Raw genomic sequence first — 16913 nt, forward strand, 5'->3', positions numbered from 1 at the left:
CAATGTGCGCGATGAATTAACGCAAGGCTGGCAACAACCAGTCGCTGCTTAATATCGTATCAATCAGACTGGCGCATGCCTTGGCATCGACTTCCATGCAAACACGCGTCTCAGGTTTATCTGCTTCCCATCCAGATTGTGGATACGGAATCGCCAGTTTTGCCATCATGGTCTGGCCATTGGCGATGCCTTCTTTGGCAACGCGTACGCGACCGGATTGAGTTTTAAATAATTCTGGAGCAACCAGCCAGACAAACGCCAGGACATCATGTCCGTAGCAAGCATGGCCCAGATCAGGGCGGATACTTTGGTAGAAATTCGCATAAAAATTGACTGCGTGACTTAAGGTATCTGTTGCGATATGTTGATGTTGTTTCGCCAGACCTGTGAAGAAAGTCGATGGCAAAACCACGCGATGCGTTACATCCAGACCAACCATTGTCAAATCCCAGCCCGCAGTGAAGACCAGATCAGCCGCGTCTGGATCATTCCAGACATTGGCCTCTGCCACTGGTGAGACGTTACCCGGTTCATCTACGGTACCTGCCATCAAAACCACTTGCTTTAAGAGCTTAGGCAATTGTGGTTCTAGCTTTAATGCCAGTCCCAGATTACCAAACGGACCTACCGCAACCAGCGTGATTTCGCCCGGATGCTGGCGCGCCATTTTGACGATAAATTCTGCCGCGCTTTCAACTTCTGCTACGCCACCCGCTTCTACCCGGCTAGCTAAATTGCCCAAGCCATCTGCGCCATGAATAAACGCCGGCGGTGTGCCAGGATCTTTTGCCAGAGGCACAGGTACGCCTTGAGCTACCGGAATACTGCGGCCAGCGATCCGGGTTAAGTACAGTGCATTGGCAGTGGCCTGTTCGACGGTGACATTGCCAAACGTAGTAGTGATACCGATTACATCGATATCTGGATGAGCGAGCGCGAAGTACAGCGCCATCGCATCATCGACGCCAGGGTCGGTATCAAAAATGACTTTATGTTTTGCAGGACTAGAGTTGGTGGTCATGGAGGTTCTCCAAAATTACTTCGCCTGGCCATTAACAGAACCCAGGCGAAGTGACTTATTGCGGTTGGCCCGGTTCAAGGAGGCCGAATCTTAATGTCTTATTTTGATCTCTTATTTTTACGACGTATTTTGATCACTTAGCGAGACTTAACAAAAGGCACACCAATCGCTTTTGGCGCGACTGATTTTGCCATTAAACCTGCCAATACAATGACGGTCACAACATAGGGAATCATCTGTATCAATGAGCCTGGCACTTTGCCGATCACCGGGAAGACGATACCTTCGATCTGCACTTGCAGCGCTGCAAAGAAGCCAAACATCAGGCAACCCATCGCCGTGTAGAGCGGACGCCAGTTGCCGAACACCAGCGCGGTTAAGGCTAGGTAACCGTTGCCTGCCGACATATCACGCAAGAAGAAACCGCTTTGTACAATAGAAAGATAAGCGCCGGAAAATGAACACAATACGCCAGCGCATAACATCGCTAAAAAACGGGTACGTTCAACGTTGATACCGGCGGCATCGGCAGCATGGGGATTTTCGCCCACGGCCCGTAATCGCAAACCAAAACGGCTGTGGTAAATCACCCAATGTACGACTGGGATCAATGCAAATGCCAGATAGACCAGTGCACTATGGCCACCGATTAATTTGCCGTAGAACCAGCCAACAAACGGAATACTTTCTAACGCAGCAGTACCTGGCAAGACGATATCAAACAAGCGAGCCTGGCCGAGATCGGGCGTGCGCCCACCCTGAGAAAAGAAAAACTGCGCCAACACAAATGTCAGTCCGCTCATGGCAATATTGATCGCAATCCCTGCGACTAATTGATTTCCTTTTTGCGTAATACTGACAAAGCCTTGCAGCAATGCGATAGCGACAGATACACCAACACCAGCCAAGATGCCCAGCCACGGATTTTGCGTGGTGAACGCCACCGCAGCCGAGACAAAAGCCGACGCCAGCATTTTGCCTTCCAAGGCCAGATCGACTACACCGCTGCGTTCCGCAAACAAGCCCGCCATCGCAGCAAAAATTAATACCGGCGCATTGCGGATAGTGGAAACCAGTATGCTGGCGAAATGAAAATCATCAAACATCATTAACTCCGATTTAGTTTCGCTTTAGTTTCGTTTCAGCAGACGCGCTAAGGCTGGCGCATACAGATTTTCCATGGCACCGCAAAATAAAATAATCAGGCCTTGGATGAAGATAAAAGTTTCAGTCGGGATATTTGGTTTTTCTAGCGACAGATCAAAACCACCCTGAATCAACGCGCCAAACAAAATAGACGATAGCAAAATACCGACCGGATGCTGACGCCCCATTAAGGCAATCGCAATCCCGATAAACCCAGCACCCGCCGGGAAATTCAAATTTAGATAATGTGTCGATCCCATCAAGGAATTGACCGATGCCAATCCAGCCAGTGCACCAGAAATCAACATCGCAACGATGATCGTTTTAGAGATGGAAATACCTGCGTAGTGTGCCGCATGCTGATTTAAACCCGTAGCGCGCAACTGATAACCCCAGGCCGAACGCCATACTGCAATACCATAAATCGCCAGCGCGATTAGCGCCAGAATAAAACTGATATTCAACGGCGTCTCACCGAGAATCGGGAATATTTTATTCAGTGTCGGTAACCAAGACGCCTCTGCAAATACGCGGCTGGCGGGATTTTGCTGGCCGGTCGGGATCAGATAAGTCACAATCAAAAAGTTCATTAAACTGGCAGCAATGAAGTTAAACATAATCGTCGTGACGACGATGTGACTACCGCGTTTAGCTTGCAGATAACCTGGCAAGTAAGCCCAGGCCGCACCAAATATAGCGCTGCCAACAATCGCTAGTGGAATTAACAACCAGCCAGGCAGACTGGAATCGAGCAACAATAAAACTAGTGTTAACCCAAGGCCACCGACATACATCTGTCCTTCGCTACCGATATTGAACAAACCCGCCTGCATCGCAATGGAGACCGACAAACCAGTAAAAATAAAGGTCGCTGCATAAAATAATGTGTAGCCCAACCCTTCTGGGTTCAATACGGCGGAGTTGACCAGAATGCCCAGCGATTCTATTGGACTCTCGCCCAACAAATAAATCACCAGCGCAGCAACCAGCAGTGCCGACAGCAAATTGAGTAAGGGAAGTGCTATGGCAGTTGCCCAGCGTGGAAGTTCTGAATTAGTCATACTGATGATTTATGTAGTCCACCCATGAGCAAACCTATGCGTGTGGCATCAAACTCTTCCGCCATCAATTCGCCCGTGATACAGCCGCTAGACATGACCAGAATTCTATCGGCCAATGCCCGAACTTCTTCCAGTTCTACCGATACCAGCAGAATGGCAACGCCCGCATCGCGCATGGCGAGTAGCTGCGCATGGATGCTTTCTATCGTGCCGATATCAACACCACGGGTAGGCTGGCCTACCAGCATGAGTTTTGGTGCTGCAGCAATTTCTCGAGCGATGACGACCTTTTGCTGATTGCCACCGGATAGCAGGGCGATGCGTAAATGTGGATCGGACGGACGTACATCGAACTTTTTTAATAGTTCGGTGCATTTGCTGAGAATGCTGGCGAAGTCGAGTAAACCAAAGCGTTTTTTAGTCTGTTGCTGATAACCAAAAAAACTATTCATCATGACCGAAAAGTTTTTAACTACGGCATCACGCAGTCGATCTTCTGGTACATGACCGATACCAAGCTTACGAAAAATGGCAGGCAAACCGTCGGCATCTTTGCGTTTTGCGATTGGCAGCAACTGTCCCTGCATTTGTATCTCGCCGCTGCTTGGCAAACGCATGCCGGATAAAATTTCTAGTAGCTCGCTTTGACCATTGCCAGAGACGCCGGCGATGGCGACGATTTCACCAGCGCGTATGTTGAAGTTGATATCTTTCAGCAGATCGACCGCTTGCTTGCTACGCAAATTCAATCCTTTTACCTCAAGCACAGACGCACCCGGCGCATAGGCAGCCCGTGGCAATTGCGTTTGTATCGGGCGACCTACCATCAGATTGGCTAGTTCTTCTTTGTTGGTGCCAGCGGTGGCAACGGAGCCGACCACTGTGCCTGCGCGCATTACCGTCACCTGGTCGGTGATGTCGAGAATTTCTTGCAGCTTGTGGGTAATCAGGATGATGGTCTTGCCTTGCTCTTTGAACAGTCGCAAGACTTCAAATAGCGACGCCGTTTCTTGCACGGTCAGCACCGCGGTTGGCTCGTCGAGTATCAGAATATTGGCACTACGGTAGATTTGTTTGAGAATTTCTACCCGCTGTTGCAAACCAACCGACAAGTCTTGGATTTTGCTCAGCGGATCAACATCTAAAGAATAGCGCTGACAAATTTCACGCAGCTTTTTCTCAATATCGGTGCGATGAGCGGCGAGTCTGAATCCACCCTCTGCGCCCAGCATGACGTTATCAAGAACCGTCATATTTTCTACTAGCATAAAATGCTGATGCACCATGCCGATCCCAAGTTTGATTGCTTCCTGACTATTACGAATATGTTGTGGCTGACCATTGATCAAGAGCTTGCCGCTATCCGCACGGTAGTAGCCGTACAGGATGCTCATCAAGGTTGATTTGCCTGCGCCGTTTTCTCCGATAACGCCGTGGATGCTACCGGGCGCAATAGAAAAACTCACATCGCGGTTGGCGTGTACGGCGCCAAAGCGTTTGGAGATTTGTTGGAATTCTACGGCTGGCTGCATACGGAGGCGGGATAAAAATTAGCTAGGGTTTGATCGGCGATGTTAACGAACTTAACGAACTCAGCGAACTTGCTGAACTTACTGAAATTGCTAGATGATAGAGACCTGACGCGACGATTGATTGCGCTGAGGTCTGCTTACATCATTTGGTTTTGCGCTTAGCTTAAAAACGTAGAGAATAAAATTCAATTAGAGCATGAGCGCAAAACCAAACTGAAACAAGACAAGATAAGACAAGACACTAAACCGGGCATTTACTTCCGTCGCGCGAGTCAATCACTTTGACTTTGCCGCTGATGATGTCTTGTTTTGCTGCGTTGACACGCTTTTCAATTTCTGGCGTGATCAGGGCGCGGTTATCTTTATCAACAACCCAATCAACGCCACCTTCTTTCAGGCCTTTGTTGATGATGCCAGGCTTCCAGTCACCGTTTTTGATTTGCATAAAGCTATCGTAAATCGCCTGGTCAACCCGCTTAACCATCGAGGTCAGCATCGTGCCCGGATACAAATAATTTTGATTGGAATCAACACCGATGGCGAGCTTGCCTTTTTCTTTGGCTGTCTGCAACGTACCCATGCCGCTGCCGCCTGCTGCTGCGAAAACGACATCAACACCGCGTTCGAATTGCGCGCGCGCTAACTCGCCACCTTTGGCCGGATCATTCCAGGCGGAAGTGGTGGTACCTACCATATTGCTGGTGACCTCAACCTTGGCATCAACTGCTTTAGCACCTTGTGCGTAGCCGCAAGAGAAGGTGCGTATCAACGGAATATCCATACCGCCGACAAAGCCGATTTTTTTAGACTTACTAGCCATTGCCGCAGCAACACCAACCAGATAAGAGCCCTCTTGTTCCTTGAACAGAACTGAGCTGACATTATTGCCTGTGGCAACGCCATCAATCACGACGAATTTAGTATTAGGGAATTCTTTGGCGATGTTTTGCACTGCCTGACTTTGGGCAAAACCAATCGCTGCGATCAGATCGATTTTTTTGCGTGCCAGATTACGTAACACTTGCTCTGTTTGTGTATCGCTGGCGACCTGGACTTCCAGGAAAGAGATTTTGGTCTCTTTTTTAAAGCGTTCTGCACCTTCTGATGCGGATTGATTGAAGGATTTATCAAACTTACCGCCTGCATCATAAATGACGGCTAACTTAGGATCGGCTGCAACAGCGCTGGCAGCGCTGACAACAGCAAACAAGCTCATTATAGTAAGGCAGAGACGCTTGAGTTTCATGGTGATTCCTTGTCGGTCGCAATTGTGTCGGAAGTGTCGAAAATATTGAAAGTATCAGGTCATTGATGTTAGTGCTTTTCAGCCTTGCTATTCAAGGTTCGGTATTACCCGCTGTTTTGAATAACGGCTGCTGAGCACCACTGATATAAATAAAGGATCAAGGGCCAGCAAGCCTAACATGGTCTAACTATTTCAGTAGTTTACTAATAAAAAAACTTTATCGAATTTTAGCTTGCTCTGAACCTTCAGGCAGCCTTCTGTTTGTGCATAAATTCCAGCACGTCATGCCGGTGCGGAATTGATGTTTGAGCACCCAGTTTAGTTACCGTTAAAGCCGCTGTGTATTGCGCTTCGCTGCTGGCGTCTACGATATTTAATCCGTTCGCCAAGCCGACTGCCAGCGCACCCACGAAAGTATCGCCTGCCGCCGTAGTGTCAACCACCTCGACCTTAATAGCAGGCAAAAAGTTGCTCGAATCTTTAGTCGTAATCACGACACCGTGCTCACCCATGGTCAGTAATACTGTGCCGACGCCGCGTTTTAATAACTGTTGCGATGCCAATTTAGCGCTGGCCTGGTCGATGACCGTAGTGCCGCTCAATTGAGACGCTTCGGTTTCATTCACAATCAGATAGTCGACCAATCCCAATAACTCATCGCTTAAATCTTGCGCAGGCGCAGGATTGAGGATCACACCGACCTTGTGCTGATGCGCAATCTGGATGGCGCGCGTGACACTAGCTAAGGGGGTTTCTAACTGGCACAACAAGAGTTTTGCTGTGGCGATGCTGGCGGTCGCCGCCTCTACTTGGGCAACTGAGACGCTAGCGTTGGCACCTGCGGCCAATACGATGCTGTTGTGTCCGCTGTCGTCCACCAAAATACCTGCAACGCCGGTGGCGATGCCTTGTACGGTCGCCAGATTGGCTAGCTCTATGCCTTCAGTCGCGAGACATTGTTTTGAGAAATCGCCAAAGCCATCATTGCCAACAGCGCCGACAAAACTGACATCAGCGCCTTGTCGTGCAGCGGCGACGGCCTGGTTGGCACCTTTGCCACCGGGAATTTGACGGAATTCATGACCATGCATCGTTTCACCGATTGCAGGCATGCGCGGTGTGCGGAACACGAGGTCCATATTGACGCTACCAACAACGGTAATGCGTGGCTTCATTTTGACAATCTCTTGGTAAAAAAATGGTCGCGCAATCGTTTGCGCAACCGATTTCCTATTTAACTATGGTGCGCTTATGCAAGTCAAGAACTAATCTGCAAAGCAATGATATTTTGATTTTTTAAAAATGGTGGCAAATTTTGGACGCTATCTTTTTTGTTGTCAAATGCCAATCAAGGCAATTGTCTTATGTGAACGAATTTGAGCAAATTAAAGCGATTTTGTGATTAATAGGAAAACTTCATTGCAAAATTAATCCGTATTTTTGGATAGTTTCTTGATTGTAATAAGACATATGTTTATAATTTAAAACATATGTTTGTTTTGGTTTGAATTCAAGCGTCTTGCCCGAGATTAATAAGACTGGCTTTAGTTTTGCCATGCTGTTGTTTTTTGTTCGTTATTTGGCCTGTACACCTGTCTGAAACAACGCTCTTTTCAATGAAGCTTAGTAAGGTAATAAATTAAGAATAAATAATACTCACGGTGAGTATTATTTATTGTCTATATGTTTATTGGCCTTCATCTTAATTTTCATAAAAGAGCTGGGGAGTATATGGATTTAATCGTGAGCAAAGCTTCATTTTAAGTCTCTCACTATTTTTGAATTCCCTAAATTACGATTACCTTTGTTTCTGCTTTCATTCCGCCTATCCGTACCTCAGCCTACAGCCCATGTCCGAAATTTCGAAAAAAGATCAGTTGTTTGATATCATCCGCGCCCATCCCTTTGTGTCGCAGCAAGAGCTGGCGCAGCGCCTTCAGTTATCACGGTCGGCGGTGGCAGGACATATCGCCAGTCTGATCCGTGAAAAGCGCTTGCTGGGTCGTGCCTACGTATTACCCGAGCGCCGGCCAGTCCTGTGCATCGGTGGCGCCAATATCGATCGTAAGGTGCGCACCTTGGCGACCTTACAAATGGGTACCTCAAATCCTGTCAGTCAACATGAAAGCTTTGGCGGAGTGGCACGCAATATCGCTGAGAATCTGGCGCGTTTGGGTTGCGTGACTGCCTTACTCTGCGCGACCGGCGATGATGCCGTTGGCGCTGATTTGCTGGCACAAGCCCAGGCATTGGGCATCGACACCAGTGCCAGTTTGCAATTGCCAGGGCAGGGCAGCGGTAGTTATACCGCCGTGCTGGATGCGGATGGCGAGATGCTGTTGGCTTTGTCGCATATGACTTTGTGTGAGTCCCTGGATGCCACTTTTTTAGCAAGTCGCCAGGTGCAATTAAATACTGCGCTGATGACGGTGGCGGACTTAAATTTACCGCAAAGCAGTATTCAATACCTGATAACGCAAGCCAATCAACATGCCAGTCCACTGATACTGGTCGCTGTATCTCAACCCAAAATGGCGCGCCTGCCGGAGGTATTGGAAGGCGTGCGTTTGCTGATACTCAACTTGGGTGAATTGGAGACTCGCGTCGGCTCTCGTCTGAGCGCAGATGGTGAGGAAAAAATCAACGAGGACAAAATACAGCGCGCCTGTCGCCAGTTACAACAGCAAGGCGCGCAGGATGTGATTGTCACCTTGGGCGATGCTGGCGTGATGCTGACCAGCGGTACGGACTGGCACCGTTTGCCAGCGCCGTTGCTAGTGGCATCCGATGTTGTGGATGTGACGGGTGCGGGCGATGCTTTTGCGGCAGCAGTGTGCTGGTCCTTGTATCACAACAATGCAGATCTGTTATTAGCAGCGCAGCGCGGCTTGCATCTGGCGGCCTTGACTTTGCAAAGTGCAGGCACGGTTTGCCCCGATCTGACGCCGGATACGCTGATGGCACTCACTTAATTTACTGCCGAATTTAACTCAATAAAAACTACGCCAACATTTAGGAAATCTCATGCAAAACTACCTCGTATTTTCAAAAGAAGTCGCCCAAGCCAAAGCGGACGGAAAAGCTATTGTGGCCTTAGAATCCACGATTATTTCGCACGGCATGCCTTATCCGCAAAACGTCCAGACCGCACGCGAAGTTGAGCAATTGATCCGTGATAACGGCGCAGTACCCGCGACGATTGCGATTATTGGCGGCAAAATCTGCGTGGGTTTGTCTGACGCAGAACTAGAGCAATTAGCCAGTGCACCAGAGGTAATGAAAGTCAGTCGTCGTGATTTACCCTATGTTTTATCGACGGGTAAACTGGGCGCAACAACCGTTGCCGCAACGATGATTTGTGCGGAGTTGGCAGGAATTGCCGTGTTTGTCACCGGTGGCATTGGTGGTGTGCATCGCGGTGCAGAAACCAGTTTTGATATTTCTGCTGACTTACAAGAGCTGGCGCAAACCTCGGTCGCGGTGGTCTGTGCCGGCGCAAAATCGATTTTGGATTTGGGCTTGACCCTGGAATATTTAGAAACCCATGGCGTCCCGGTAGTGAGCGTAGGCCAAGCTGAATTCCCCGCATTTTTTACTCGCGGCAGTGGCTTTAAAGCCGATTTTCAGTTGGATACAGCGACCGGGCAAGCCGACTTTATCCGTTGCAAATGGGCGCTGGGTTTGCGTGGCGGCGTGGTGATTGCCAATCCTGTTCCAGAAGCTTACGCCATGCCAAAAGCAGAGATAGACAGCATCACGGAGCAGGCTTTGCAAGAGGCGGACGCGCAAGGTATTAATGGCAAAGCAGTGACGCCGTTTTTATTAAATAGAATCAAACAACTGACAGACGGCCGCAGTCTGGTGACGAATATCGCGCTGGTAAAAAACAATGCGATTGTCGGTGCCGCTTTGGCTTTGGCTTTGAAAAATGGTTGATCAGCTGCATTGCGCTGATACTTTGACGCAAGTTGAAGTCGTTTTTTAGCAAGAACTTTGCAGACTACGATTATGGTAATTCAACCCAGATTTTCCATTGGAACAGCGACAAGTGTGCCTTTGGCGAACTGACTGGCTAGACGCGACGACGACGCAAGCTGCATCTTGCTAGGAGGAGCAACAACGCCAGGCAGTTCGCCAAAGGTGCAATTGTCGCTGTAGCGTTCCCACTCAAATCGCGGTGGCGCTATCCCTCTGAAGACCGCACGCCGTCTGCGTTTTTGCGAAGTGGTAGCGGTCTAATGGGAAATCTGGGTTCAATATACTCCCCGTTATTTTTTTAGAAAATGCCTTAATGTCCAATGATCCTATGGATACTTTAGATATACCAATGGGAGTATTTTTTTAATTGAGCGGGAATATTGCTAGCCCGGCGTTGTGTCGCAACACCGCATTCAACGCAAAAAAATAGAATTAGGGATAGAAGATGCTGAGGTGATAACCGGATGCTTTGGTCTGAGATAACTCGAAATACAGTTTGATTTGCTGGTCGCTGGCGGCGCTAAAGCCTTTACTCAACTGGTTTGCTAAATCAGTTTTGTTGTCGAGCTTGGAGTCTAATTTATTACTATCTGACTTAGTGTCGAGCCTATTGTTTTTGTCACTCAAGTACTCTTCGGGCTTAAATACTTTACGCAAGACAGGTTTATCTTTAGCGTCATTTAAAATCAGTTCCACCATTGGCCATGCTTGTGCGGTGGCGCTTTTATTTTGTAACTGTATCGCTAGCGAAAAGACATTCTTATCCGTTGATAAGGCTTGCAACTCATTTGATTCCAGCGAGATTTGATCGATTTGGGCGAGCAAGCTAATTTGGCAATGCAGTAATTTGCAGGCATCGGCCAGCATCGGTTTAGTTTGCGGCACCCAGGCTGCGATGTGATTGCGTGCAATAAATACGCCTTGTCCCAGCAGCCCGACAAACAGGACTAACGACAAAGTAATCATCAAGCCGCGCAGGATTTTGCTACGTCCTTTACGTTTTTCCGCCGCTAAAATAAAGCCCGGTGTTTCGAGATCACTCTCTGCGCTTGCATCCGTCGCTGGCGATGTACCGTCTGATAAATCGTCAGTGATGGAATCTGCTTTACCAGTCGTGTCAAAAGCCAGGCCGTCATGCAAATAAGCCTCTGGTTCACCAGCATAATCATCAGCTTCGGGGTTTGAGTGTCCAGGCTCATCTGCGTTGACGGTAATGTCGGCGCTTGCAGGCTCATACAAATAAGGTTCTTGCTTGTGGTCTGCGGCGCCAGTCTCTTCTTCCGCCTCTGTCGCAGACCATCCTGGTTCATCCATCAAGGCAATGCGAGTTTGTAGTTCTACTTGCCCGATTGCTTCATCATCTAAATTGGTGTCGTCAGAGAGTGTGGTCTTATCGTGCTTGGCAGGTGAGCTGATGTCCTCATCCATCCCGAGATCAAAATCTAAGGAGTCAGCGCTAATTTCTGCTGCTGGAGATTCGGTCACCAGCGCGGTGTTGGCTGCGGTAGTGACTGCGGTACTGACTACCTCGCTGATTGGTGTCTGAGGCGGTGTTTGATCGATGCCAGACGACGAATCTGCTACAGAAACTGCTGTATTCAATTCAGCAGTTTGGAGCAGGCTAGATTCTGCTTTTATCTCTGTTGTAGTGATTTCATGATGCTCAGCGATATGAGAATTGACGTCGGTATTTAAATCACTATCAACATTGACAAGCACTACCGGCGCAACTTGCACCTCGAGTGCGACCGTTGGCGCTGTTTGCACCGTCGGCCCGAGCAGATGCTCGATCCCGTTAAACGTCTGCTGGCAAGAGCCGCAGCGCACCAGCCCGCCATGCAGTTTTAACTGATCATTGGCGACTCTGAAAGTCGTTTGGCAGTGGGGGCATTGGGTGGCGAGTGCCATGTGATGTCGATGCTTAGTTTTTACTGATTAAATTACTTTGTGGGGCTTAGCTAGGTTTTTTTCCGGAGAGCGCTACCCAGCCCTCATGTTCTGCCCAGACTGTGAGTGCAATAAACGGCGCATAAGCTGCGGCAACTTCTTCTGCCTGACGGGCTAAAACACCGGATAAAATCAAAGAGCCACCAGCCGCAACTCGACCAGATAACATCGGTGCCATCACCTTTAATGGGCTGGATAAAATGTTCGCGACTACGACATCAAATTGCGTTCCAACTGGATGGGATGAGGAGAATTGCTCAGGCAGTGTGTAAGTAATATCGCAATGATTGCGTTCAGCATTAAAGTTGGCTGACTCGATCGCTTGAGGGTCAATATCCACGCCGACAACGGCTTGCGCACCCAGCTTTTTTGCCACCATCGCTAAAATGCCAGAACCGCAACCGTAATCCAATACAGATAACTCTTTTGGCGCGTGCGCCTCTAGCCACTCCATGCAGAGGCGAGTAGTCGGGTGACTACCGGTGCCAAACGCCAGACCGGGATCCAGCTCCAGTACCAAAGCCGCAGGGTCGGGAATCTCGTGCCAGCTCGGTACTACCCAAATATTTTTGCCGATGTGGATAGGCTCAAACTGCGATTGGGTCAATCTCACCCAATCCTGATCTTCCACATGGCGAGTCGTGTAGGCTGGAATTGTTGTCAATGCAATCGCTGCTGACGCTTCTGCCAAAATTGCGGCAGCATCGGCGTCGGCAGCAATTAACGCCACCACCCGACTACGATCCCAAGCCGCTTCTTCCGGCTCCATACCTGGCTCACCGAATAACGGTTTCTCCGCATCGGTACCTTCATCCGCATCTTCTACCGACACCGATAAAGCACCCGCTTCCATCAAGGCGTCTGACAGGTTTTCAGCGTGTTCACGCGCTACTTCGATGAGAATTTCTATCCAGGCCATGTTTGAATCTTTCTGCTTACTAATTTACTTCGCTTTTTTGGACAGATCCGGCATTTCTGCCAGCTTATGTTCCAGATAATGGATGTTGGTGCCGCCTTCAATAAAGCGGGCATCTACCATCAATTCACGATGCAAGGGGATATTGGTTTGTATGCCTTCTACTACCATTTCGGATAAGGCGATTTGCATGCGGCGGATGGCTTGCTCACGCGTTGTGCCGTAAGCAATCACTTTGCCGATCATGGAATCATAATTTGGCGGTACAAAGTAGCCCGCGTATGCATGTGAATCTACCCGAATCCCAGGGCCGCCCGGTGTATGCCATGACGTGATGCGACCTGGTGACGGGACAAACTTAAACGGATCTTCTGCATTGATACGACACTCAACTGCATGGCCTTTGAACTCGATGTCGGCCTGGCGGAAACGCAATTTTTCGCCGAAAGCGATATGAATCTGCTCTTGTACGATATCGACACCAGTGATCATTTCTGTCACAGGGTGTTCTACTTGCACGCGAGTATTCATTTCGATGAAATAGAACTCACCGTTTTCATACAAAAACTCAAACGTACCAGCGCCACGATAGCCAATTTTGCGGCATGCAGCGGCGCAACGTTCGCCAATTTTTTCTATAGTCTTGCGAGGAATACCCGGTGCCGGTGCTTCTTCAATTACTTTTTGGTGGCGACGTTGCATGGAGCAATCGCGCTCGCCTAACCAGATCGCATTGCCGTGCTGATCGGCCAGAATCTGGATTTCCACATGGCGTGGATTTTCCAGAAATTTTTCCATATACACTTCAGGATTGCCGAAAGCCGCACCTGCTTCTGCTTTGGTCATTGTCACTGCATTGAGCAAAGCAGCTTCGGTGTGTACCACGCGCATACCGCGCCCACCGCCGCCGCCAGCAGCTTTGATGATGACCGGATAGCCGACTTTACGCGCTGTTTGTACGATTACCTTAGGATCATCCGGTAAAGCGCCTTCAGAGCCTGGCACACAAGGCACGCCAGTTTTGATCATGGCTTGCTTGGCAGAGACTTTATCACCCATCAGGCGAATGGATTCCGCACGCGGTCCAATAAAGACAAAGCCGGATTGCTCAACCCGCTCAGCGAAATCTGCATTTTCAGATAAGAAGCCGTAGCCAGGGTGAATCGCTTGCGCATCGGTCACTTCTGCTGCACTGATGATCGCTGGCATGCTGAGATAGCTCAGATTGGATGGCGCTGGCCCGATGCAGACGGACTCATCGGCTAGCTTGACGTATTTGGCTTCACGGTCGGCTTCGGAATGAACGACGACGGTTTTGATACCCATTTCGCGGCAGGCGCGCTGGATACGTAGCGCGATTTCACCCCGGTTGGCAATTAGAATTTTTTCAAACATGATATGAATTTTACGGTGGCAGTGCTTGCAGCGTTGCAGGCAGTATTTTTATAAAGCACTGATTTCTTTAATGAGATCATATAAAAAAACTGGGTTTAGCTGTGGCTTTAGCTGTGAGACTTTAGCTGTAAATTTAGCCAGGAGTAATCGTAGTGTTCGCCGAGAGTGATCTTGCGGCGATCTTACAACTATCCTACGATAAACAAGGGCTGACCGTATTCAACAGGTTGGCCGTTTTCCACCAAAATCTGTTTGATCGTGCCAGTAAAATCGCTTTCGATTTCATTCAACAGTTTCATTGCTTCGATGATGCAAAGAGTTTCGCCTTCTTTAACGCTTTTTCCGATTTCTACAAACGCGGCATTACCAGGCGCAGAGGAGCGGTAAAAAGTACCAACCATAGGGGATTTGACTACATGACCATCGGGAACTACCGGTGCTGCCGGTGCGCTTGCTGCTACTGGCGCTGCTGCCATTTGTTGAGGCATTTGCTGCATATGTTGCGGCTGCATCATCACAACTTGATTTTGCGGCATTGCAGAAGATTTAACGATGCGGACTTTACCTTCGCCTTCAGTGACTTCGAGTTCTGCAATATCTGACTCGGCGACGAGATCGATCAAGGTCTTGAGTTTTCTTAAATCCATGTGAAATCCCCTAGTGAAGATGTTTCTGAGCGAGCAAAATGGCTCAGAAAACGTGATTAGAACAAGCGCATCAGCGCAATAACTAGCTCAGAAAACAAGCATTGAATGGACATAATTATATGTCATATCAAAGATAATATGGGTAAATTGCGTGAAGATGCAAGAATTTAAAGATTTTTTAGGCTAAAGTCAATCGCTAATCGATAGCCTTCAGTGCCAAGTCCGAGGATCACGCCTGTGGCGACGTCGGACAGATAGGAATGGTGCCGGAAGTTTTCTCTTTGGTGCACATTGGAAATATGCACCTCAATAAACGGAATTGCCACACCAACCAAAGCATCGCGCAAAGCGACGCTGGTATGTGTGAGTGCGCCGGGATTAATAATGATCGCGTTAACTTGCTCTAATCTTGCTGCATGGATGCGGTCAATTAAAGCGCCTTCATGATTACTTTGAAAACTTTGCAGTTCCGCCCCAGCTTCCGCGGCTTGCAATTTTGCTGCACTTTCTACGTCTGCCAAGGTAACTGAACCATAAATATGCGGCTCACGAGTCCCGAGCAAATTTAAATTCGGACCATTCAGCAGCAGCAGTTTGCTTGCCATATTATCAATTCTTTTTCACGAAGATAACGCATTTTGCCGCTATTTACTTGGTATTGGCAAGGAAAACTATTTTGCTACGTTAGATAGTTTTGCAATATCAGCGCGCAATTCCTCCATTTTTAAGCGTCCCAGATACTGTTTTGCAATACTGCCATCCGCCGCAATCAGCACTGTAAATGGCAATCCACCGCCTTGATTGCCTAGCTGGCGCGATAATTCTGTGCCTTCCATCCCAGCCGAAAATACTGGATAAGTAATCTGATATTTTTTGGCAAACTCAGCAATATTGGTCGGACTATCGATGCCTAAGCCTAGTAATTGAACATTTTTTCCAGATAGCTCCTTTTGTAGCGCAGATAACTCAGGCATTTCTTGTACGCAAGGACCGCACCAGGTCGCCCAGAAATTAACGACTAAAAACTTACCCTGCCATTGCGCCAGTTTCTGAGCCTGGCCTTTGCTGTCAGATAGTGTGAGCCCCATCAATTGCGCCACACTGGTATTTTTAGGTGCTACGGGCGCCAATTGCTTATTGGCGGCGACGACGCCTACAGTTGCTGAGGCAATCGCGATCAGTACTGCTGCGATAAGAAAACGTTTATTCATTCCTGACTTTCTGTGATCAATGCTTTAACTGCGGCGATAGAGGCGCGCTCATTGCGTCCGCCATGTTTGATGTCGTCCTGGTTGTATAAAGCCAGATGAACACCTTCCTGTTTGTACATGAAGCTGAGTGTTTCAACTTGTTCACTACGTTTATGGGCACGATTCCCCGTACTATTTTCGGATACTTCAAAGCGGATATCTTTGTTCAGCAAAAAAATCGTGACATCCTTGCTATTGTCGGTAAATAAATGCAAATGAATATCAGAATGCTCGCCGGCGGTGCCATTTAGCGCGGCACCGACCAGGTAGGGATTAAACTTCTCCAGTTCTTGCATGACCTCAACAGCAATTTTTCGTAATTCCAGCAAACGTTGCGGCTGTGTGTCACCAAAGAAAATCGCATTGTATTCACGGACTTCCTGCTCAATTTCTTGATTATCTGGCATCACATCGCCACGAATTTTTTGGTTGCCCAGCAACTGTTTGGCAGCACGCCGCTTGGCAGATCCATAGTCTGCACCATCCTCAGCGATCATACGGGCTGCCAGCGCAGCGATTTCAGCGCGCAGGGAGTCGGGTTCGTTTAGGCTGCTCATCATCATAGGGGCATCATAAACCAAAATACTTTGTGATGTTTCCAGTCGTACGGAATCTCTTGACGGATGTCTTGAGGCGGTCGTCTGTCAGGTAGAATTGCGGGATTCTAAAATTTGCAGGATTTGTGCCAAATCGTTTTAGTCTGTTTGATCGTTTTGATCACACGGAATTATTCTCACGGTCTCGCTAATTCCTGTATTGCACTTATTCGCTTAG

Annotated in this window: 15 protein-coding genes; 2 read left to right on the forward strand and 13 right to left on the reverse strand. The window is 48.5% G+C overall.

The annotated features are described in order from the left end of the window. Positions 1-16 precede the first annotated feature (16 nt). The 6 genes from RGU72_RS19540 to rbsK all read right to left on the reverse strand — a co-directional run bounded on the left by RGU72_RS19540 (position 17) and on the right by rbsK (position 7181). Entirely contained in the window at positions 17-1021 is a 1005-nt protein-coding gene (locus tag RGU72_RS19540; RefSeq protein ID WP_322121334.1) for a nucleoside hydrolase, read from the reverse strand. 137 nt (positions 1022-1158) lie between these two features. Further along, a complete protein-coding gene (locus tag RGU72_RS19545) occupies positions 1159-2130 on the reverse strand; it encodes an ABC transporter permease (RefSeq protein WP_322121335.1) in 972 nt (323 codons plus the stop codon). A 21-nt stretch (positions 2131-2151) separates the two neighbouring features. Continuing rightward, positions 2152-3228 (reverse strand): ABC transporter permease, encoded by a 1077-nt coding sequence (locus RGU72_RS19550; protein WP_322121336.1) that lies wholly within the window; start codon positions 3226-3228, stop codon positions 2152-2154. After that, positions 3225-4760, reverse strand: coding sequence for an ABC transporter ATP-binding protein (locus RGU72_RS19555; RefSeq protein WP_322121337.1), 1536 nt, complete (start codon positions 4758-4760; stop codon positions 3225-3227). The genes RGU72_RS19550 and RGU72_RS19555 overlap by 4 nt, the downstream gene beginning before the upstream one ends. 241 nt (positions 4761-5001) lie before the next feature. Beyond that, entirely contained in the window at positions 5002-6006 is a 1005-nt protein-coding gene (locus tag RGU72_RS19560) for a BMP family ABC transporter substrate-binding protein (protein ID WP_322121338.1), read from the reverse strand. Positions 6007-6251: 245 nt separating this feature from the next. Next, a complete protein-coding gene (gene rbsK / locus RGU72_RS19565; RefSeq protein ID WP_322121339.1) occupies positions 6252-7181 on the reverse strand; it encodes a ribokinase in 930 nt (309 codons plus the stop codon). A gap of 675 nt (positions 7182-7856) precedes the next feature. Between rbsK and RGU72_RS19570 the strand changes: the two genes are divergently transcribed. Then, positions 7857-8978: a carbohydrate kinase family protein gene (locus RGU72_RS19570; protein ID WP_322121340.1), complete on the forward strand. Its 1122-nt coding sequence runs from the start codon at positions 7857-7859 to the stop codon at positions 8976-8978. Positions 8979-9030: 52 nt separating this feature from the next. Beyond that, positions 9031-9942: a pseudouridine-5'-phosphate glycosidase gene (locus tag RGU72_RS19575; protein WP_322121341.1), complete on the forward strand. Its 912-nt coding sequence runs from the start codon at positions 9031-9033 to the stop codon at positions 9940-9942. 474 nt (positions 9943-10416) lie between these two features. Here RGU72_RS19575 and RGU72_RS19580 read toward each other — a convergent pair whose 3' ends face one another. The 7 genes from RGU72_RS19580 to RGU72_RS19610 form a co-directional block, all read right to left on the reverse strand. Next, positions 10417-11892: a DUF3426 domain-containing protein gene (locus RGU72_RS19580; protein WP_322121342.1), complete on the reverse strand. Its 1476-nt coding sequence runs from the start codon at positions 11890-11892 to the stop codon at positions 10417-10419. 46 nt (positions 11893-11938) lie between these two features. Beyond that, positions 11939-12850, reverse strand: coding sequence for a 50S ribosomal protein L11 methyltransferase (gene prmA, locus RGU72_RS19585; protein WP_322121343.1), 912 nt, complete (start codon positions 12848-12850; stop codon positions 11939-11941). Between the two features lie 24 nt (positions 12851-12874). Beyond that, entirely contained in the window at positions 12875-14242 is a 1368-nt protein-coding gene (gene accC / locus RGU72_RS19590; RefSeq protein WP_322121344.1) for an acetyl-CoA carboxylase biotin carboxylase subunit, read from the reverse strand. Positions 14243-14430: 188 nt separating this feature from the next. Further along, entirely contained in the window at positions 14431-14889 is a 459-nt protein-coding gene (gene accB / locus RGU72_RS19595) for an acetyl-CoA carboxylase biotin carboxyl carrier protein (RefSeq protein ID WP_322121345.1), read from the reverse strand. Between the two features lie 167 nt (positions 14890-15056). Continuing rightward, positions 15057-15494 carry a type II 3-dehydroquinate dehydratase gene (gene aroQ / locus RGU72_RS19600; RefSeq protein WP_322121346.1) on the reverse strand — a complete coding sequence of 146 codons (438 nt, stop codon included), beginning with the start codon at positions 15492-15494 and terminating at the stop codon, positions 15057-15059. Positions 15495-15560: 66 nt separating this feature from the next. After that, the gene (locus RGU72_RS19605) at positions 15561-16100 is read right to left on the reverse strand and encodes a TlpA disulfide reductase family protein (protein WP_322121347.1); all 540 of its coding nucleotides are present in this window, start codon (positions 16098-16100) and stop codon (positions 15561-15563) included. After that, complete coding sequence (locus tag RGU72_RS19610; protein WP_322121348.1) at positions 16097-16696, reverse strand: hypothetical protein; 600 nt, start codon at positions 16694-16696, stop codon at positions 16097-16099. The genes RGU72_RS19605 and RGU72_RS19610 overlap by 4 nt, the downstream gene beginning before the upstream one ends. Positions 16697-16913: the final 217 nt, after the last annotated feature.

This window comes from Undibacterium sp. 5I1, from assembly GCF_034314085.1.
GTDB lineage: Bacteria > Pseudomonadota > Gammaproteobacteria > Burkholderiales > Burkholderiaceae_D > Undibacterium.